The 19852-nt window shown below is 42.2% G+C and carries 22 protein-coding genes, 1 tRNA gene and 1 riboswitch; of the genes, 7 read left to right on the plus strand and 16 right to left on the minus strand.

Features of this window, described 5'->3' with window-relative positions; genetic code table 11:
* Window positions 1–260 precede the first annotated feature (260 nt).
* Both groL and groES read right to left on the minus strand, forming a co-directional pair.
* Window positions 261–1889, minus strand: a complete 1629-nt coding sequence (gene groL, locus JOC94_RS21415; protein ID WP_077112772.1) for a chaperonin GroEL — start codon at window positions 1887–1889, stop codon at window positions 261–263.
* Between the two features lie 60 nt (window positions 1890–1949).
* Window positions 1950–2234: a co-chaperone GroES gene (gene groES / locus JOC94_RS21420; protein ID WP_077112770.1), complete on the minus strand. Its 285-nt coding sequence runs from the start codon at window positions 2232–2234 to the stop codon at window positions 1950–1952.
* Between the two features lie 369 nt (window positions 2235–2603).
* Here groES and JOC94_RS21425 point away from each other — a divergent pair, with 369 nt between their 5' ends.
* The 4 genes from JOC94_RS21425 (at window position 2604) to JOC94_RS21440 (ending at window position 5962) form a co-directional block, all read left to right on the plus strand.
* A complete protein-coding gene (locus tag JOC94_RS21425) occupies window positions 2604–3416 on the plus strand; it encodes a basic amino acid ABC transporter substrate-binding protein (protein ID WP_077112768.1) in 813 nt (270 codons plus the stop codon).
* Window positions 3417–3467: 51 nt separating this feature from the next.
* Window positions 3468–4196, plus strand: a complete 729-nt coding sequence (locus JOC94_RS21430; protein ID WP_077112810.1) for an amino acid ABC transporter permease — start codon at window positions 3468–3470, stop codon at window positions 4194–4196.
* Between the two features lie 4 nt (window positions 4197–4200).
* Entirely contained in the window at window positions 4201–4923 is a 723-nt protein-coding gene (locus tag JOC94_RS21435) for an amino acid ABC transporter ATP-binding protein (protein ID WP_077112766.1), read from the plus strand.
* Between the two features lie 133 nt (window positions 4924–5056).
* A complete protein-coding gene (locus JOC94_RS21440; RefSeq protein ID WP_077112764.1) occupies window positions 5057–5962 on the plus strand; it encodes an AEC family transporter in 906 nt (301 codons plus the stop codon).
* Window positions 5963–6950: 988 nt separating this feature from the next.
* Here the strand turns inward: JOC94_RS21440 and JOC94_RS21445 are convergent.
* Genes JOC94_RS21445 through JOC94_RS21455 form a run of 3 tightly spaced genes read right to left on the minus strand, consistent with a single transcriptional unit; the run spans window position 6951 to window position 9301 of the window.
* Window positions 6951–8351, minus strand: a complete 1401-nt coding sequence (locus JOC94_RS21445; protein WP_077112762.1) for a nucleoside recognition domain-containing protein — start codon at window positions 8349–8351, stop codon at window positions 6951–6953.
* The gene (locus JOC94_RS21450; RefSeq protein WP_077112760.1) at window positions 8314–9057 is read right to left on the minus strand and encodes a FeoB small GTPase domain-containing protein; all 744 of its coding nucleotides are present in this window, start codon (window positions 9055–9057) and stop codon (window positions 8314–8316) included. The genes JOC94_RS21445 and JOC94_RS21450 overlap by 38 nt, the downstream gene beginning before the upstream one ends.
* A complete protein-coding gene (locus JOC94_RS21455) occupies window positions 9035–9301 on the minus strand; it encodes a FeoA family protein (protein WP_077112758.1) in 267 nt (88 codons plus the stop codon). The genes JOC94_RS21450 and JOC94_RS21455 overlap by 23 nt, the downstream gene beginning before the upstream one ends.
* Window positions 9302–9548: 247 nt before the next feature.
* Here JOC94_RS21455 and JOC94_RS21460 point away from each other — a divergent pair, with 247 nt between their 5' ends.
* Window positions 9549–10292, plus strand: coding sequence for a CPBP family intramembrane glutamic endopeptidase (locus JOC94_RS21460; RefSeq protein ID WP_077112755.1), 744 nt, complete (start codon window positions 9549–9551; stop codon window positions 10290–10292).
* On the plus strand, window positions 10289–10483 hold the full coding sequence (locus JOC94_RS21465) for a YdiK family protein (protein WP_077112753.1): 195 nt from the start codon (window positions 10289–10291) through the stop codon (window positions 10481–10483). The genes JOC94_RS21460 and JOC94_RS21465 overlap by 4 nt, the downstream gene beginning before the upstream one ends.
* Window positions 10484–10729: 246 nt before the next feature.
* On the opposite strand, the gene ssuE is transcribed toward JOC94_RS21465, so the two are convergent.
* From ssuE to moaC, 6 genes are all read right to left on the minus strand, one after another.
* Window positions 10730–11278, minus strand: a complete 549-nt coding sequence (gene ssuE, locus JOC94_RS21470; RefSeq protein ID WP_077112751.1) for an NADPH-dependent FMN reductase — start codon at window positions 11276–11278, stop codon at window positions 10730–10732.
* 375 nt (window positions 11279–11653) lie between these two features.
* Entirely contained in the window at window positions 11654–11836 is a 183-nt protein-coding gene (locus JOC94_RS21475; RefSeq protein ID WP_077112749.1) for a YezD family protein, read from the minus strand.
* A 71-nt stretch (window positions 11837–11907) separates the two neighbouring features.
* A riboswitch (SAM riboswitch) is annotated at window positions 11908–12014 on the minus strand.
* 157 nt (window positions 12015–12171) lie between these two features.
* Window positions 12172–12915, minus strand: coding sequence for a twin-arginine translocase subunit TatC (gene tatC, locus JOC94_RS21480; protein ID WP_077112747.1), 744 nt, complete (start codon window positions 12913–12915; stop codon window positions 12172–12174).
* Window positions 12916–12930: 15 nt separating this feature from the next.
* Complete coding sequence (locus JOC94_RS21485) at window positions 12931–13110, minus strand: twin-arginine translocase TatA/TatE family subunit (protein WP_077112745.1); 180 nt, start codon at window positions 13108–13110, stop codon at window positions 12931–12933.
* A 67-nt stretch (window positions 13111–13177) separates the two neighbouring features.
* On the minus strand, window positions 13178–13840 hold the full coding sequence (locus JOC94_RS21490) for a redox-sensing transcriptional repressor Rex (protein ID WP_077112744.1): 663 nt from the start codon (window positions 13838–13840) through the stop codon (window positions 13178–13180).
* Between the two features lie 78 nt (window positions 13841–13918).
* Entirely contained in the window at window positions 13919–14413 is a 495-nt protein-coding gene (gene moaC / locus JOC94_RS21495) for a cyclic pyranopterin monophosphate synthase MoaC (RefSeq protein WP_139345671.1), read from the minus strand.
* A gap of 123 nt (window positions 14414–14536) precedes the next feature.
* On the opposite strand from moaC, the gene JOC94_RS21500 reads away from it, so the two are divergent.
* Window positions 14537–16474 (plus strand): ABC-F family ATP-binding cassette domain-containing protein, encoded by a 1938-nt coding sequence (locus tag JOC94_RS21500; RefSeq protein ID WP_077112740.1) that lies wholly within the window; start codon window positions 14537–14539, stop codon window positions 16472–16474.
* A gap of 210 nt (window positions 16475–16684) precedes the next feature.
* Here JOC94_RS21500 and tsaD read toward each other — a convergent pair whose 3' ends face one another.
* The 5 genes from tsaD to JOC94_RS21525 all read right to left on the minus strand — a co-directional run bounded on the left by tsaD (window position 16685) and on the right by JOC94_RS21525 (window position 19488).
* Window positions 16685–17704, minus strand: coding sequence for a tRNA (adenosine(37)-N6)-threonylcarbamoyltransferase complex transferase subunit TsaD (gene tsaD / locus JOC94_RS21505; RefSeq protein ID WP_077112738.1), 1020 nt, complete (start codon window positions 17702–17704; stop codon window positions 16685–16687).
* A complete protein-coding gene (gene rimI, locus JOC94_RS21510; RefSeq protein WP_077112736.1) occupies window positions 17701–18171 on the minus strand; it encodes a ribosomal protein S18-alanine N-acetyltransferase in 471 nt (156 codons plus the stop codon). Before rimI ends, tsaD begins: the two co-directional genes overlap by 4 nt.
* Window positions 18168–18866 carry a tRNA (adenosine(37)-N6)-threonylcarbamoyltransferase complex dimerization subunit type 1 TsaB gene (gene tsaB / locus JOC94_RS21515; RefSeq protein ID WP_077112734.1) on the minus strand — a complete coding sequence of 233 codons (699 nt, stop codon included), beginning with the start codon at window positions 18864–18866 and terminating at the stop codon, window positions 18168–18170. Before tsaB ends, rimI begins: the two co-directional genes overlap by 4 nt.
* The gene (tsaE, locus tag JOC94_RS21520; RefSeq protein WP_077112732.1) at window positions 18847–19320 is read right to left on the minus strand and encodes a tRNA (adenosine(37)-N6)-threonylcarbamoyltransferase complex ATPase subunit type 1 TsaE; all 474 of its coding nucleotides are present in this window, start codon (window positions 19318–19320) and stop codon (window positions 18847–18849) included. Before tsaE ends, tsaB begins: the two co-directional genes overlap by 20 nt.
* A 94-nt stretch (window positions 19321–19414) precedes the next feature.
* Window positions 19415–19488, minus strand: a tRNA-Met gene (locus JOC94_RS21525).
* Window positions 19489–19852: the final 364 nt, after the last annotated feature.

Here is a 19852-nt window from a genome sequence, read left to right on the forward strand (position 1 = left end):
CTTGTTTCTCGACAATTCAAGTATAAAAGAATTGGATGTTTGCGTGTATTTTTTGGGGCAAATTGTGTGGAAACCCCAACATTTAGTATAGAGCCGTCTTTTTCATTACTTCCCAACTTATCTTTATTTTAAACCAGATAAGAAAAACATCCTTCACACAACAATTTGAGTGGAAGGATGTTTTTAAAATGTTGTTGGAATGTTGTTGATTATAATTCGTTGCCGTCAAACCCTTGTGTATCAAGGGGTTCAGGCTTCGCTTACATCATGCCGCCCATGCCGCCCATGTCTGGCATTGCAGGGGCGCCACCAGCGTTTTCTTCCGGCTTGTCGGCAACAACTGCTTCGGTAGTGAGAAGCATAGCCGCAACGGAAGCTGCGTTTTGGAGCGCGTAGCGCGTTACTTTTGTTGGGTCGACGATACCAGCGTCGATCATGTTGACCCACTCGCCGTTTGCAGCGTTGAAGCCGATGCCGACTTCTTCTTTTTTCAGGCGGTCAACGATGACGGAGCCTTCAAGACCGGCGTTTTGAGCGATTTGACGTACAGGCTCTTCAAGGGCGCGCAGAACGATTCTGACACCAGTAGCCACATCTTCTTCGCCTTCGATTTCAGCCACTTTTTTGTAAACATTCACAAGTGCTGTTCCACCGCCGGAGACGATTCCTTCTTCAACTGCCGCACGAGTAGCGTTCAATGCGTCTTCGATGCGAAGTTTGCGCTCTTTCAACTCGGTTTCAGTTGCAGCGCCGACTTTGATGACAGCTACGCCGCCAGCCAGTTTCGCCAAGCGCTCTTGAAGTTTCTCTTTGTCAAACTCGGAAGTTGTTTCTTCCAGTTGCGCGCGGATTTGGTTGATGCGGCTTGCAATGTTTGCAGAGTCGCCCGCACCTTCAACGATTGTTGTGTTTTCTTTGGAAACAACCACTTTAGCAGCACGTCCAAGAGATTGGATGCCGGCTGTTTTCAGGTCAAGACCGAGATCTTCAGTGATGACTTCTCCGCCAGTTAAGATAGCGATATCTTCAAGCATAGCTTTGCGGCGGTCACCGAATCCGGGAGCTTTGACAGCAACTGCGTTGAATGTTCCGCGAAGTTTGTTCACAACAAGTGTTGCCAATGCTTCGCCTTCTACATCTTCAGCAATGATCAACAATGGTTTGCTTTGTTGGACCACTTGCTCAAGGAGTGGAAGAACTTCTTGGATGTTTGTAATCTTTTTATCCGTGATCAAGATATATGGATCCTCAAGAACAGCTTCCATTTTGTCGGAGTCTGTTACCATATAAGGAGATGCATATCCACGGTCAAATTGCATACCTTCTACAACGTCAAGCTCTGTTGTAAATCCTTTGGATTCCTCAACAGTGATGACACCGTCATTTCCAACGCGTTCCATTGCTTCTGCGATCAATTGGCCAACTTCTTCGTCACCGGAAGAAATGGCGGCAACTTGCGCGATGGATTCTTTATCTTCAATTTGCTTGGAAATGGCATGAAGCTCTTCCACAGCAACCGCAACCGCTTTTTCGATTCCTTTGCGAACGCCAACCGGATTGGCACCAGCCGTAACGTTTTTCAAGCCTTCTTGAATCATGGCTTGTGCAAGTACTGTAGCGGTTGTTGTACCGTCCCCTGCCACATCGTTTGTTTTGCTTGCTACTTCAGATACAAGTTTGGCTCCCATGTTTTCAAAAGCATCTTCAAGCTCGATTTCTTTCGCAATGGTTACACCGTCATTCGTAATCAATGGAGAACCGAATTTTTTCTCAAGAACAACGTTTCGTCCTTTTGGCCCCAAAGTTACTTTAACGGCGTCAGCCAGTTGATCTACTCCGCGAAGCAGTGCACGGCGCGCGTCTTCGTTAAACTTAATCTCTTTTGCCATTGATAAAATGCCTCCTTATCGATCGTTAAGATTTTTTCATATGGAAAGATCACATAATCATTAGCCAATTACAGCCAATATGTCAGATTCACGCAAAATCAAGTATTCTGTACCTTGGTATTTCACTTCTGTACCAGCATATTTAGAGAAGATAATGTTGTCGCCTTCAGAAACTTCAAGCGGTACGCGTTCACCGCTGTCGAGAACACGTCCTGTGCCAACGGCAACTACTTTTCCTTCTTGTGGTTTTTCTTTGGCTGTGTCAGGAAGCACGATGCCGCTTGCTGTTTTTTCTTCCGACTCAACAAGCTCGATAATAACACGATCCCCAAGTGGTTTTAACAAGTGAAACAACCTCCTTAAAAATATGTAAGTTTTATGTTTATTAGCACTCGCACCCGGTGAGTGCTAACCCAGATATAATATTAAATAATTTCATTTGTTTTTGCAAGTATAAACCCCCAAATTTTTATTGAAAAAGTTTTTTACTATTTTCGACAGAGTGATGGAGCATTACATATAACAAACATAGGCGTTTTTCCATCTATGAAATGGGTTATCACTATTTTTCCCCGTTCTGTCTATCTCTCCTTCCTTCTTTGTTTTATTGATTAGCCCGGCCAATTCGCTTATAATTGTATTAATCATCTGAAGTAACTGAATAGTTTTGTGTTTCAGATGTACATACAAAATCAACTAAGGGGGAAATCATTTATGAGAAAAGGCATGCGTCTTTGGCCTATCGGTTTCTTGTTGGTTTGCTTAAGCCTCGTTTTGTTCGGCTGCGGCACTGGCGGCTCGGAAGAAGCAGGAAAAAAAGAAGAAGGATCAGCCAGTGAGGGCGCCGGAGACAAAAAGAAATTCATCGTTGGAACAGATGCCACATACGCACCTATGGAGTACATGGATAGCAGTGGAAATATCATCGGTATTGACATCGATGTTGTGAAAGCGGTTGCAGAAGAGGTGGGAGCGGAAGTTGAGTTTAAAAATATCGGCTGGGAACCGCTATTTCCAGCGGTAAAAAATGGAGAAGTAGACTTCGCCGTTTCTTCTATTACAATGACGGAAGAGCGCAAGAAAGAATTTGATTTTACAGATCCTTATTATATTGCCAATCAAGTGATACTCATTCCGGAAGATTCGGATATATCCAAGCTTGAAGATTTAAAGGATAAAAAGGCTTCCGTCCAGATTAATACGACAGGCCATGAGGTTTTAAAAGAACTTATGGGGAATACGAGCGCTAATATCATCGCAGCGGAAACAATGCCGCTTGCCATTGAAGAGATGCTGAATGGCAATGCCGACGCTGCGGTTGGGGATAACTCGGTTGTCAATGAATATTTGAAAAACAATCCAGACAAAAAATTAAAAGTGATTGAAGATGAGAGCTTTGAAAAAGAGTATTATGGTTTAATGGTGAAAAAAGGAAACCAAGAATTACGTGATTTGCTCAACGAAGGAATCAAAAAAATCAAAGAGAATGGAAAGTTAAAAGAAATCACCGGTTATGATGTTGAGTAATTGCATTGCCATTGATGATCAGACACTGGCTCACATCAGGAGGTGGTTATCATCGACTTTTTAGATATCCGGCTGGATATGATTTGGAATTATAAGGAGTTATTTATTCGGGGCATTTGGGTAACTCTCAGTCTTACAGCGGTCGGTTATGTCGGGGGGATTATTTTAGGGTTACTATTCGGTTTGGGGAAGCTGTCAAAAAGAAAATGGATCTATTACCCGTGCAAGTATTATGTTGACTTTTTCCGTGGCACCCCGCTACTTGTGCAAATTTTAATCATTCACTTGGCTGTTATCCCTACGATTTTTGGCCATTCTTTGGGTTATTTCATCTCGGGGGCTATTGCTCTTATGTTGAACTGCGCCGCTTATAACGCGGAGATTATCCGCGCGGGCATCCAATCAATTGAGCGAGGCCAGATGGAAGCGGCGCGATCACTCGGAATGCCACACAAGACTGCGATGCGCTACATTATTTTACCACAGGCGTTTCGTCGAATGGTTCCGCCTCTAGGAAATGAGTTGATCGCATTATTGAAAGATTCCTCACTCGTTACGGTCATTGCCGCGAATGATTTATTATATGCCGGTAAAGTCGTTGCAGGAGCATATGCCAGATTTTGGGAGCCGTACATCACTGTCGCTATTTTATATTTGCTGCTGACTTATATTTTTACGAAAATCATTACATATGTGGAAAAGCGGTTCAGCAACAGTTATATCCCAACTCAAAGACGAAGGGCATTTTCATTTGGCCGTTCACCATCGGCGGGAGGGTGAGCAGATGATTAAAATTGAAAGATTATGTAAATCGTTTGGAGATTTGGAAGTATTAAGAGGGATTGACTATGAAATTAAGGAAAAAGAAGTCATATGTGTGATCGGTCCGAGTGGATCCGGGAAAAGCACCTTCTTAAGATGCATTAATTTATTGGAAGAAATTACGGATGGAGCCGTTTATATCAACGGTGTCAGCGTAAATGACCGACAGACAGACATCAATGCGATACGCAAAGAAGTCGGGATGGTGTTTCAGCAATTCAACCTTTTTCCCCATATGACCGTGCTGGATAATATTACGATTTCTCCGATAAAAATGAGGGGAATGAACCAGCATGATGCAAAGGAGCTCGCGCACCACTTGCTTCAAAAAGTGGGGCTGGGAGATAAATCCAATGCGTATCCAGAACAACTGTCCGGAGGGCAGATGCAACGTGTGGCGATTGCCAGAGCTTTGGCGATGAAACCGAAAGTCATGCTGTTTGATGAACCGACATCTGCCCTCGATCCCGAGATGGTCAATGAAGTGCTCGATGTCATGAAACAGCTTGCGGTTGAAGGGATGACGATGGTGGTCGTTACACATGAGATGGGCTTTGCACGAGAAATGGGAGATCGTGTGTTATTTATGGATCAAGGGCTTCTTGTTGAGGAGGGCACACCCGAGGAAGTATTTAATCATCCAAAAAGTGAACGCACGAAAGCGTTTTTGAGTAAAGTGCTTTAATAGAATGAAAGTTTCTGGGTGATCCAAACCTTCTTTCTGGTTTGGATTCTTTTTTTCATTATGGCCGACGTTTCTGAATGTATCGGAATTTTGATATGATGGTCGTAGGTATAGAGATGGGGATGAATGGGATATGGAATTTGTAATGATGGTTTTGCCAATTTTTTTAATATTTTTCACGGGATTTATCGGACAAAAAGTCATCGGATTTGATATTCGATCGATCTCTACCGCCGCCTTATATTTAATGTCTCCCTTTCTAGCTTTTCGCACATTTTACAAACATGAATTGACCATCGACTATGTATACATATTTCTTTTTTGCTGTGTATTGTCAGTCTCTTTAATTCTGATTGTCTGGATAACGAGCAAAATGATGGATGCGGAACGTTCACAGCTGTCCGCACTGATTTTAGGCGGGGCCTTTATGAATAGCGGAAATTACGGTGCTCCTGTCGTTCTCTTTGCGATGGGAGCAGCCGGGTTCGATTATGCAGTGATTGTCATGGTCTTCCAGTCTTTCTTGATGAATTCGCTCGGCATTTTCTTCGCTTCGATCGGCGGAAAAGAGCGAGCTTCCCTTCAAGAGTCACTACAGAGGGTGATTCGCATGCCTGTCATTCATGGGGCTTTCTTGGGCATCTTGCTGCAAGTGTTTTCTATTAAGCTTCCGGAAACAACCTTTCATGCTGTTGACCTTGTAGCGGATGCATCCATTCCAACTGTAATGCTTGTCCTGGGCATGCAGCTTGCTGCGATCAAACGCAAACGCGTTCCCTACAAGTTTGCTTCCGCAGGAATTGTCATTAGAATGGTCATTTCACCGGTGATCGCAGTTGCTATTTTGCATTTTTTCCCTGTTAATGAGTTAATCAAAGCGGTCCTTATTTTGCAATCGGCGATGCCCGCTGCGGCGAATACGACTATGTTTGCGATTCAATTTGATACCGAGCCGGATCTCGTGTCATTTACCACTTTGGCTACTACGCTCATTAGTTTATTTACGATCCCTATTGTTTTGTTTCTGATCGGAGCTTAAGCAAGACAAGCCATTACAGATTTTTTTCAATAAAAAACTGTCTGTGGTTATACAGGAGGTTGCCTCGTTCCACTTACATATGGAACTATGAATTTTTTCACTGCTACAAATGTTATAAACCGGCGCGTAAAAAAATTAAGTATTCGGATTAGTGTATGGAAACCATTGAAAATGAAAGGAGCAGAGTGTAAATAACAAGCATTATTTTCAATACATTTATTAATAGTTGGGAAAAAAATGATCTTAATGGAAATGATTGCAGATGATTTATACGATCTTACAAAGCTATATAAGCAATTTTGGAACGAGGAATCTTGATAATTTATATATCGCATTATTCCAAAAGTTATTGCATATCAAATTTGCTAAGAGGACGAACCTTAATGAAGAGCGACGCTGTCTTTTTAAGTTATGTAAAGTAGGCATCTAAGACAAATTAACAAGCATGGGGGCTGAATTATGAGCGGATCTGATCTTTACACATTGGTGACACACGTCCGGTTGGTTGGTGCACGATTACGAAAACAAACCGTGTACCTATACGCAAAAAAGAAAAAAAGCTGGGACAAAACTTTATAAAAATGAATAAACCTCATGAATCTTATTTAAAAACCTTGGTTTCACGCGGCTTTATTTTCACGATTTATACTAAAATCAATTCGTTTTCAACTTATGTTCCAGCCCAAATATCTTCGAGGATCCGCCACCACGAGGAAAAACAGTGTTTGTTCTTTATCAATATTGGATCTCTATTTAAAGAAGAGCCCTTTGGTTGGATGATAGCTACGGAATGGACAAATACGCCAAATGTGCCTCTTTTAGAATACCTCACATATAAAATACTTTGATTAAAAACACGTAATTTGACAAAGCCCACTAACCAGTGTTTTCCGGTTTAATACCGAATCACACTGGTTGCATGGTCTTTTTTTCAATCTGTCTATTTGACAAGGGTATATCTGCTTCCGGAGCTTTCTTTCGGATATTTTTACACCCAGCCGAATCCTCTTACTACCTGGGCAACGATAAATGTGACAATAATCGCAATCGCTGTTGGTAATGCAAAGGCAACAAATGTCCACTTCTTGCTATTCGTTTCTTTGTAAATATTAAATAATGTCGTCCCGCACGGATAATGAAGCAATGAAAACAGCATCATATTCAAAGCGGTTAACCACGTCCAGCCATGGTCTACAAAGATTGATTTGATCGCGGTTAATTCTTCTACTTCTGTCATGGCACCTGTTGATAAGTAACCCATCAATAAAATCGGCAATACGACTTCATTCGCCGGAAGTCCAAAAATAAAGGCCATCAGAATAAATCCGTCCAATCCCAATAATTGGGCAAAGGGGTCCAGAAAGTTGACGAAGTACATTAATAAGCTCGTATCCCCGATATAGATATTGGCAGCCACCCACGTCATCACACCGGCGGGAGCCGCTATAATGACCGCTCTTTTTAACACGAACCATGATTTATCTAGCGTGGCGCGAATAATCGTTTCCCAAAACCGCGGACGACGATAAGCAGGAAGCTCCAATGTATAATGAGTCGGGACTCCTTTCAGGGCGGTTTTGGATAAAGCCCATGAAACAAATAGTGTGACGACGATTCCAAATAACACCATTCCCATGACGATCCCGGCCGTCACCAATGTTCCCATTGTACCGGAATAGCCTACCGCCATAAATAAAGAAGCTAATAAGATCAGCGTTGGCCATCTGCCATTACACGGAACAAAGTTATTCGTCAAAATCGCAAGCATTCTTTCCCGTGGCGACTCGATGATTCTTGTAGACATTATGGCAGCCGCGTTACAGCCGAAACCCATCGCCATTGTTAACGCCTGTTTCCCATGGGCACCTGCCCTTTTAAAGAGCCGATCCATATTAAAAGCCACTCGGGGTAAATACCCGTAGTTTTCCAACAGGGCAAACATGGGGAAAAAGATCGCCATCGGAGGAAGCATGACACTGACCACCCACGCCGTACCTCGATAAAGCCCTAAAACAAGGATGCCATGGAGCCATTCAGGCGCATGAATCCATGTGAAAAAAGCCGTTATATACTGCTCCAACCAATTGAACGTATTGGCCAACATGGTAGAAGGGACATTTGCCCCGGCAATCGTGATATAAAAGACGACTCCCAACATCGCAAGCATAATGGGAAATCCCCAAACCTTCGATGTGAAAATTTTGTCCAGCTTTTCTGTTTGCCGCAATTTTTCCGGGGCTTTATAAGCAATTGTTTTTTCACAAATGGCATTTGAGGTTTGGTAAATATTAGTAACAATCTCATCACGAATATCTTCCGTTGATAGCGACTGTGCCAAATGTAATAATTCATTATAGTTGTTGGGTTTTGGCTGGATATGAGTGCTCATGTGTCAATCCGTCACCCCGTTCTTTCTCTATCTTTTTAGAATAAGCAGTGATAAATGATTCATCCCCATCAAGCAACCGCAAGGCGAGCCAGCGGGCGGGAAGCTCTTTGCCAAACACTCTTTGCACATGGGGAATCAATGTTTCCACCTTCTTTTCAATCTCTGGTGAATACTGTATTTGATACGGAGAAGTGGAAATCTTTCCTGAGATCATCCTGTCGATCGTATCTAATAACTGATTGATGCCCACTTTGTTACGAGCAGAAATTTTGATGACAGGAACACCGAGTTTTTTCATTAATGCTTTCTCATTGATATAAATCCCTTTTTTCTTTGCTTCATCAATTAAGTTAATGCAGACAATCACTTTATCTGTCATTTCCATGACTTGCAACGCCAAATTCAAATTCCGCTCAATCGAGGTGGCATCAAGCACAACAATCGTCAAATCCGGCCGCTCGAAGACAATAAAATCTCTTGCTACTTCTTCGTCCGCCGAGTTGGAAAAAAGGGAATACGTACCAGGGAGATCAATGATTGTGTAATCTACCCCCTTATAGGAAAACTGCCCTTCCGCATGGATAACGGTTTTTCCCGGCCAATTGCCAGTATGCTGTTTTAGTCCTGTCAATGTATTAAATAAAGTACTTTTTCCAACATTCGGATTGCCTGCCAACGCAATTTTAACTGGTTGCTGATGATTCATTTGCTACTAACTCCCCATATATTTTTGAACTTTCTTCCCTTCGCAGGGCAATAGTCGTATGGCTGACACGAAAGGCAATCGGATCGCCGAGCGGACTTTTTTGCAGCACAATCACCTCTGCCGAAGGGACAAACCCTAAATCCAATAACCTTCTCCTCATCGTGCCCGTTACGAGTAACTTCTTTATTTTGATGCAATCCCCAGTGTTGGCTTCATTAAGAGCAATCAACTCATGACCTTTCATCTCCTTTACCTCCCTCATATAAGTTGGATTGTCTTTACAATGTTTCCCCCGACCAACATTTCTTTAATTTATATTTTATGCACACTAGTTGCCTATGTCAAACTTTTTCGCCAGAATGAAAAAAATGGGCACAGGATATTTTTAGGGCAGGGGAAGGAAAACATAAACGCGCTGTTTGAAACAATCGTCCATTAAGAGTAAAATAGAAATTATCGTTCGATATATATGAAGGAGATTTACTATTTTCATGAAGAAATCATATCTTTTGATTGTCCTCACTTTTATCGTTATGCAGTTGTCCTCTTATATTGGAGTACCGCTCTTTTTCCAAATAGGTACGAAGGTGCTTCATATTGATCCGGAGCAAATGAAAGTGAATGCGGTTGGTTATTGGATTCTGTTCTCTTTTAGTGTTGGACTTGCCCTTGTTCTTTTTCTTTTGAGAAAAAATGAGAAGTATACAAAAATAGAGAAGGACCAGCCGCTCCCCGTCGGACAATCTTTTACTTGGGCAATTATCGGTATTTTTATGGCCTTCTTTGCCCAGATTTCCGCAGGTTTGGTAGAGAAGGCGATTGGCATCAACCCGGGATCAGAGAATACACAGCAAATTTTACAATTGATCGAGTTATTTCCGGCAATCGTCATCATCAGTTCCATTATTGGGCCCATTTTAGAAGAGATCGTATTTCGAAAAGTCATATTCGGAAGCTTGTACGACCGCCTCCCTTTCTGGGTAGCCGCTTTACTGAGTTCCGTCATTTTTGCACTGGCCCATTTCGAGCCTGTTCACATTATTTTATATGCTACCATGGGATTCGTATTTGCCTTTTTATACGTTATGACGAAAAGAATTATCGTTCCTATCATCGCACATGTCTCGATGAACACGATCGTTGTCATACTTCAGTTATTCCTTGTCGATAAGCTGGAGAAATATATAGAAAAAACAGCACAATTTGTATGGTGGATAGGAGGGTTCTTTTCATGAGGTCACCATTATTTTCAGGTACTTTATATATCGTCTTGGGGTTTGTTTTTACATTTTTTGCTGTCCAGCAAGTGGATAAGAACGGCTTTGGTTTTATGGTTTATTTGCTGATAATTTTAGCCACACTGGATTTTGGAGCGGGGCTGCGTCTCATTATGCTCCACTTTCGGTTAAAAAAGGATCAGAAATAGGATGTATATAGTAACAAAGCCTGCTAGTACAGCGCTGGCCGCATAGCAAGCTCCCGTGTTGCCTTTTGCTGAAATGCAGTGCTGGAACTTCCTGCCTACAGGTTACGCCAAAGCCTCTTGATCAGTTTGTACGAGGACTTCCTGGATAAAAAACAACATCTATTAAAAAAAACAGAGACATCGGTTTTTCGAAGTGCCCCTGCCATCGACAGCAAGCATTTCATTACCAAATGTCTCTTTTCTGTTTTATAAAGAAGACGCAAGACGCTTATTTTTCTTTACTATTTCGATAAATTCATAAAGCTGTTTTTTCGTACGTAAAAGGCTTTCTTCATCAATGATTGGGTTTTTCTGTTCCCTGTTAATTTGGCTATCGAGAAAATAAAGTCCTTGAAGACTTTTTCCTTTTAAAGAAGCAATGAGCGGTTTCAATGAGAATTCAATCGCCAATAAATGGCCCGGGCTGCCCCCGGTCATGAGCGGCAATACCGGAATATTTTTAAACACATCTTGAGGCAAAAGATCGAACAATGTTTTTAAAACTCCCGAATAAGCCGCTTTATAAACCGGTGATCCGACAATCACCCCCGCCGCCTCTTGAATAACAAGTGACACTTTTTGAATGGCAGGGCTATGAACATTTCCGTAAACCAAGTCCTCCGGCGGAATATCTTTTACTGAAACATGTTTTATTGAAAAATGTTCCCTCTCCAGCAATCTGCCTAGATAATCCAGAATCTTTCCAGATCTGGAAAATTCAGATGGACTTCCTGAAATAATGACAATATCACTCATTTTATTTTCCTCCCTTTAAGTGAAAACGATTTTAATTAACTGTATGAGCATGTTCTTCTCAACCCAAACGGATTAAACTTGCTACATTTTTTTAATTGGCCACCGGTTTTATATCCAACAAATATTATGTATCATTCACCAACCAATCAAATCCCTTCCATGAATGATTTTTCTTCCTTTACAGTCGTATGGAGCGCAAAATCCCAAAACTCTTAGTTCTTCCACATCCTTTTTATGAAAGAACTGAGGAGTCACCCTTCTTCTCTGCATTTGCTATTTTCTCGCTACCATTTTAGGCAACGGTACAAAAAAAGCACCCTCCCAATGCATGATCATTGAGAAGATGCCTTTAGTTGTCTAATCGGCAGCCTGTTTTCATTTGTTTGCTTTCATCATCGGGACTTTCCTTTGTTTCCTTTGCATGTTGTAACGCTTTTTTTCAGTCGTATCAATTTGGGTGATTTCTCCATCGTGCACTGTAATGACCAATGAACCATATTCCATCTTTTTCAAGGCCGAAACAATGTCTTCAATCGCATTTTCCTCCACTTTTGCCATCTTCATCCCCCCATTAAAAAAACCTCTTCTACAAAATAAGAAGAGGTTTGCTTTAAACGTCATTTGTTCTCTTCTTATCTTTCAAGCTTACAAACAGCCTGCTGGAATTGGCACAGTACCTTGACGGTCTGTTGCCGAGGCTTCAAAGGGCCAGTCCCTCCACCTCTCTGGATAAGAAATTACCTATTATTCAGTTGAAACGTCATTTATAAACGTATTTATATACTATCCCACTATAAATTATCTGTCAAGGATGAATTTTTCATCTTATAGCATTAACCCACTTGTTTTATGGGCTATAGATTAAAAAAGCACCGGAAATATCGGATGCTTTTTTAATCTTCATCACTCTCTGCTGCGGAAGCCTGCGCTTTTTTATAACCCACCTTTGAAATCCAGATGCTGATCTCATACAAAATGAGTAATGGAACGGTCACCATCATATGCGAGATTAAATCCGGAGGCGTAATGAACGCTGCGATAACCAGCAAAATAAAGTACGCATATTTTCTGATCTGTACCAAAAACATCGGCGTAACGATGCCCAACCTTGTTAAAAACAAAATGACGACCGGAAGCTGAAACAAAACTCCAAACGGTACGGTTATCTGAAAAAGAAATTGAAAATATTCATTAATGCCAATTGTTGTCTGTATCTCCATATTGCTCGATAACCCAAGCATGAACCGTATCACAAATGGAAACAAAATAAAATAAGAAAAAAGGACACCTGCTAAAAATAAAAAAACTGAAACCGGTATATAGCTGAGCGTTGCCTTCCGTTCCTTTTCCAAAAGACCCGGACTGATAAAGGCCCAGAGCTGATACAAAATAACGGGGGATGTTAAAATAAACGCCAGAACAAACGTCATTTGCAGAAACACTTTAAACGGATCCGTCACACGGAACGCATTCATCGTAATGTCCTGGGCAGCGCTTGCATGCTGAATCAGCTTAATAAGAGGCTGTGATATAAAAAAGCTGGCAATGACAGCCAACACAAAGAAAACGACTATAATGACCAGCCGTTTTCGCAATTCCTCTATATGATCGATGATCGACATATTGTTTTGACTCATGATTTGTTCATCCTATCACTTATCGCTGTCTTTTTTCGTCTCTTTTTCATCATCGTCTGCCAAACCTTTCGTCGCGTTCTTAAATTCACGCAACGTGTTGCCCGCAGCCTTACCAAGTTCCGGCAACTTCTTTGGTCCGAAGATCAATATAGCAACAAGTGCGATTACAAGTAAACTGCCTACACCTGCACTCACTGCGGCCACCTCCTATCTATAGTTTTATTTTAATGGAAACCCGTCCAATTAGCCATTGAAAAATCATTTATGGTTGTGAATTTTCCGTGTCATCGAGAGGATAATGTTTCAAAAAGTAAACGAGCGACTGCAACTCCACCGCTAGATCGATATGATGAACACGGATCGACTCCGGCACATTCAGCCTTGCAGGGGTAAAATTCAGTATTCCCTTTACACCGGTATGTTTAATCCGGTCAGTGATGGCTTGGGCGGCACTTGCCGGCACAGTTAAAATAATGACGGCCACTTCCTCTTTGCTCAATCTTTCTTCAAGTTCGGACAAAGCATAAATCGGTACATTGCTGATCTTTTTCCCGATTTTGTTTTTGTCGACATCGAAAGCCATTTCAATTTTTGTATTGTTGTTTTTTAAGAAATTATAATTTAAAAAAGCTGTGCCTAAATTTCCTACACCAATTAAAGCGACTTTCGTCACCTCATCTTGGTCAAGTGTCTTGCGAAAAAATGACAGCAAGTAATTTACATTATACCCATATCCTTTTTTTCCAAGCGCGCCAAAATAAGAAAAGTCCCGCCGAATGGTAGCGGAGTCCACTTTCACCGCTTCACTTAATTCGGCCGAAGATACGCGCTGTTTTCCTGATGCATGTAAATTTTTCAAAAACCTGTAGTATAGCGGAAGCCTCTTTGCAGTAGCCTGTGGTATTTTTAACGTTTCCCCGTTCATATTCAATCCTCCATGCCAAAAAGAAAAAAGCGCTGCAATTTACCCGTTTGCGGAATGAATGTCCTGCAACTGATAAACCTATTCCATTTCACGGCGATAATCGCTACTGGATACCCCGCCTGTTTTTTCTATTAGATAGGTTGGACCTATGATCATTCCCTTGTCTACGGCTTTGCACATATCGTATATAGTGAGTGCTGCTGCCGAAACAGCAGTTAATGCTTCCATCTCTACTCCTGTATTACCGACAGTTTTTACTTCAGCAGTAATTTCCAGGATTTTATGATTCTCGGATCCTTCCATCCAGTCAAAGGAAATATTAACTCCTTTTATCGGGATCGGATGGCACATCGGGATTATTTCCCATGTTTTTTTCGCGGCCATGATCCCGGCTACTTGCGCCACAGCCAAAACATCGCCCTTTTTTATTTGCTGATTCGTAATTAACTCATAAATATGGTCGTTCACTTCAATACTGGAGCGGGCAGCAGCAGTGCGGACTGTTTCCGGCTTTCCGCTGACATCCACCATCTGTGCCCTGCCTTCATTGTTAAAATGCGTCAATTTTTCCACGGCCAAACACCTCCTTATCATTCTACACTATTTCGTGTATACTGTCTGTTTTTGCCACCTAAAAAATCAATTGTCAAATATAGTCAACATGCGATACACTGTCTATGACTAGGGGTGGAAATTATGCTATTATTGCAAGTTCAACAGCTTTCAAAGTATTTTGGGGCTGATTTGGTACTTTCAAATATAAAATTGGAAATTCGCGAAGGTGACCGGGCAGCTCTTGTCGGCAGGAATGGAGCCGGAAAGTCTACCTTGTTAAAGATCATCGCTGGAGAACTTTCACATGATTCCGGCCAAGTAGTCAAACCGAAAGATGTAACAATTGGTTATTTGGAGCAACATACAGGCTTGGAATCAGAATTAACGATTTGGGAAGAAATGCTTTCCGTATTCAGCGAAGTACGAAACATGGAAAAAGAGCTTCGAAAAATCGAGCAGAAGCTTTCCGATCCGGCGAATTACGAACGTGAAGGTGCCTATGAACGTCTATTGAGTGAATATGACAGGCTTCAAGAGCAGTTTAAAAAAATCGGCGGTTATCAATATGAATCAGATATACGTTCTGTCCTGCACGGCTTCCAATTTTTCGAAGAAGACTATGATAAAAATATCGCCAGGCTGAGTGGCGGACAAAAAACGCGCCTGGCGCTTGCAAAATTGTTGTTGTCCAAGCCGGACTTGCTGATTTTGGATGAGCCAACAAACCATCTTGATATTGAAACCATGGCCTGGTTAGAAAAATATTTGCAAAATTATCCGGGAGCCCTTCTCATCGTTTCCCATGACCGTTACTTTCTCGACCAAATCGTTTCTTTAGTATATGAGCTGTCCCGCCATGAAATGGCGGTCTATCATGGAAATTACAGTAAGTATCTCGAGCAAAAAGCCGAGAGATTTGAACAGGAAATGAAACTGTATGAAAAACAGCAAGGTGAAATTTCCAAACTGCAAGACTTTATACAGCGTAACCTCGCAAGAGCGTCAACGACTAAACGAGCGCAAAGCAGACGCCGCAAATTAGAAAAAATGAATATCATGGATCGTCCCGAAGGCGACACAAAATCCGCTTCTTTTTCATTCACAATTGAGAAACAAAGCGGAAATGACGTGTTATCCGTTTCAGAGGCGAGCATTGGCTACAATGGACAGACATTGGCCAACCATATCAATATGAGACTTACCCGCGGCGACAGTGCCGCCCTTGTCGGGCCAAACGGGATTGGCAAATCTACGTTGTTAAAGTCGATCATAAAAAAAATCCCCTTCCTATCCGGGGAGATTCGATATGGAGCAAATGTTCAATTCGGATATTATGATCAGGAACAGGCCAACTTGTCAACCAACCGAACTGTTTTACAAGAATTATGGGATCGCTATCCGCTAATGAAGGAAAAAGAAGTCAGATCCGTATTGGGCAATTTTTTGTTTACCCAAGATGATGTATTAAAAACCGTTTCGTCATTGAGCGGGGGAGAAAAAGCGCGGCTCACCCTCGCCATTCTCATGCTTCAAAAGGCGAACGTCCTCATTCTTGATGAACCGACGAACCACTTGGACTTGGATAGCAAGGAAGTGCTGGAAAACGCGCTTGTGGATTACCCGGGAACCATTTTATTCGTTTCCCATGACCGATATTTTATCAACAGGATTGCTACGAAAGTGATCGAACTATCCACAGAAGGAACAAAAGAATTTCTGGGCGACTATGATTATTATGTGAATAAAAAGACGGAAATGGCGGAGCTGGCACAACTGCAACAGCCGGAATCAAAGAACACACAAGTAGACAGTAAACATTCATACGAGCAGGAAAAAGAAAAAAGAAAACGCGAACGGCAACTCAAAAGGCGGATCGCTGAAATGGAAGAATTGGTGGACCAATTGGAAGCGGAACTGGACATAAAAGAGCAGTTGTTAACAGATCCCGCTGTGTTCAATGACCACGAACGAACTCTTGAAATTCATCAAGAAATGGAAAGAATTCAAAGCGAAATGGATGAATTGCTGGAAGAATGGACGAGGCTTTCAGAAACACTTACGGAATATGACATACCGTAACAAAAAATCATGTATTATCCCGATGGGTACTCCGTCGGGGATTTTTTTACCCACAATCTTGTCCACATTTTAAACGTTTACAACATAAGTTATAAACAAACCTATACACATTATCCACACTATATTCGCTTAATCATCCACAAAATGTCGTTTTCAAGCTTGCATATGATCAAGTTATCCACAAAAAAGACTCCGTTCCAACCGGAGCCCTTACTTTTCTATATCCAAACCGGGGTGCGCATTCATATCAAGTGCACCTCTTATTCCAACTTCAAATAAGACAGTTCCTGCCGCCGCAATCATAGCGGCATTATCTGTACATAAATACAGGGGAGGAATAACGAGATCTACATGTTCTATTCGCTCAAAAGCGGATTCAAGTGATTTACGCAGCCCTTTATTTGCGGCTACCCCTCCGGCCAAAAGTACTTGTTTTACGCCCAATTCTTTAGCAGCCCTGATCGTTTTTTCCGTCAACACTTCCACTACGCTTGCTTGAAAACTCGCCGCCAAATTTTCTGGAGATATTTTTTCCCCGCGCTGTTCCGCATTGTGGAGCGTGTTGATAACTGCGGATTTAAGACCGCTAAAACTGAAGTCATAAGAATCCTCTTCCAACCATGCTCTTGGAAGATCAATAGTCGCCGTCCCCTCTTGGGCAAGTCTGTCGATATGCGGTCCGCCGGGATATGGCAAATTCAATGTCCGCGCGACTTTGTCATATGCTTCTCCAGCAGCATCGTCCCGCGTTTCACCAATTACTTTAAATGAACCGTGCTTTTCCATATACACAAGTTCCGTATGGCCTCCTGAAACGACTAGCGACAACAAAGGAAACGTAAAGTCGGTGATCAGTCGGTTCGCATAAATGTGGCCGGCAATATGATGAACACCGACAAGCGGAATATTGCGGCTAAAAGCCAATGCCTTCGCAGCATTTACACCGACGAGCAGAGCACCAACCAATCCCGGTCCCTCCGTTACGGCAACAGCATCAATATCTTCAAAAGTAACGGCTGCTTGCTTCATTGCTTCTTCAATGACAATGGTAATTTGTTCTACGTGATGGCGTGATGCCAGTTCCGGAACGACACCGCCAAACCGGCGATGGCTTTCAATTTGGGAAGCGACCACATTTGATAATATTTCCTTTCCATCACGAACGACCGCAGCTGCCGTCTCATCACAACTTGTCTCAATCCCCAGAACAACTATATTTTCTTTCTTCATAAATTCACCCACATCACTAACGCATCTTCTTGGTTGTCCGTATAATATCTTTTTCGAATGCCGCCTTCTTGAAATCCCAGTTTTTTATAAAGAGACTGGGCAATGTCATTACTTACCCGTACTTCGAGTGTCATCTTATTCGCTCCGGCCTCTTTGGCAAGATTCATCACTTTAAAAAGCAGTTGTTCCCCCAATTTTTTTCCACGATGTTCTGGAAGCACAGCAATGTTTGTAATATGCGCTTCATCCAAAATAATCCATACACCGCAATAACCTACTTCAATCCCGTCGAGCGTAATAAAAACGTAATATGCAAAGCGGTTATGAGCGATATCGTTATAAAACGCCTCTTCGGGCCAAGGCGCCGAAAACGAGCGGCTCTCGATCTCCACCAATTTACCAATATCTTCAAGTGAGGCCAAGCGAAAAGATATATCTTGGCCGACACTCGTGCTTCGATTTATCATGGTTTCTTCCCCTGCCTCTCCAGCCACTTAGCTTCGGCTTCCACAAGGCGTATATAATTTGGAGTAAACGAATGAATATCCTCAGGGGGTAGGTATAGTCCAAGCAGGCCTAGTTCTCCTGGCCTTGGATTGTATTCACCAACGTGAGAAAAAAATGCCTGGTCTTTGAGAGCGGACCGAAAAGTTTGCTCATGAAGCGGCACGTCGTTTCCATTAAATAAAATCGGTACCGTTTGGTCTTTTAATAATTCAGCCCACTCCGTGGCCAATATATTCCGGTCCTCCATGACCACTTGAAGCTTGCTCTCTTTAAATTGGTATAGGCCCGTGTAAATCAAACCCCGCCTCGCATCAAACAGCGGTGAAATATATCCTGGAAAATAGCTGCCTGTCATTGCAAGCACAGCCAAGCTGGAGACACCCGACAAAGGTATACCCAAACTCCAGGCCATTGTTTTAGCGATTGTCACACCAATCCGCACCCCAGTATAAGAACCTGGTCCTTTGGCTACAACAATTTTATCAAGTTCACCGGTATCTGTTTCACAATCTTTCAAAAGTTGCTGAATCGCCGGCATGACTCGCACACTGTGGTTCTTCTTTATGTTCGTAATGTATTCCCCAATTACTTTCGACTCACTTACAAGGCCTACTCCCAATACTTCGTTCGATGTATCAATTGCCAGGACTTTCATGAAAAAACTCCTTACATAAAGCTTTATATCTGGTGCCATAAGGTTTAAAAACAATCTTGCGATTTTCGCCGCCTACATGATGCAAATAAACAGCAAGTCTATCCGACGGAAGTTGCTCCTGGATAAAATGAGCCCACTCCACAACCGTTACACCATCGCCTTCAAAATATTCATCAAAGCCGAGGTCTTCAAAAGAATCTTCCAAACGATAAACATCCATATGATAAAGCGGAAGCCTTCCTTCATACTCTTTAATGATGGTAAAAGTAGGGCTATTCACTGTTTTACGTATCCCAAGACCGGCAGCCAAGCCTTTTGCAAAAGTCGTTTTTCCTGCCCCTAGATCCCCTTCAAGCAAAATCACATCGCCTGCTTCCAATAAATGTCCCAGTTTCTTTCCAATGGCAAATGTTTTTTCCGGAAGGGCTGAAACGATTTCATAATGATTTTCCATGTTAAACTCCCTCAATCGTTTATACAAAAAAACCTTAGGACGCACACCCCTAAGGCTGATTAGTTATCAGACTTGAATAGACCAATTTCAGTAATTGCGGGAGCAGGATTTGAACCTGCGACCTTCGGGTTATGAGCCCGACGAGCTACCGAACTGCTCCATCCCGCGATAATAAAAATTAAACTACTTATAATAGTTCTTGCTTATTATAACGAATCAAGTTCATAAAAGCAAGAATTCTGAAGTTCTTTCTTATTCTTTCCACTATGGAGTCCCGCTGCAAGATCAAATCATGAATGCGGCAAGATGCGAAAAAGTGTGTGGCATCAGAACGTCACGAAGCTTGGTTGGCCTTTTCTGACTGCTAACTGCCCACATAAAACAGGCGATCTTTTTTAAAAAAACTAAAATAAGACACCCATTGATATGGATGTCCTGCTTGCCCGGCAACGTCCTGCTCTCACAAGGGGAAGCCCCTCATTACCATCGGCGCGCGAACTTAACTTCCGTGTTCGGGCTGCGGATCATGATG

It is taken from the genome of Siminovitchia thermophila, from assembly GCF_016909185.1.
In the GTDB taxonomy this organism is placed as follows: Bacteria; Bacillota; Bacilli; order Bacillales; family Bacillaceae_C; genus Siminovitchia; species Siminovitchia thermophila.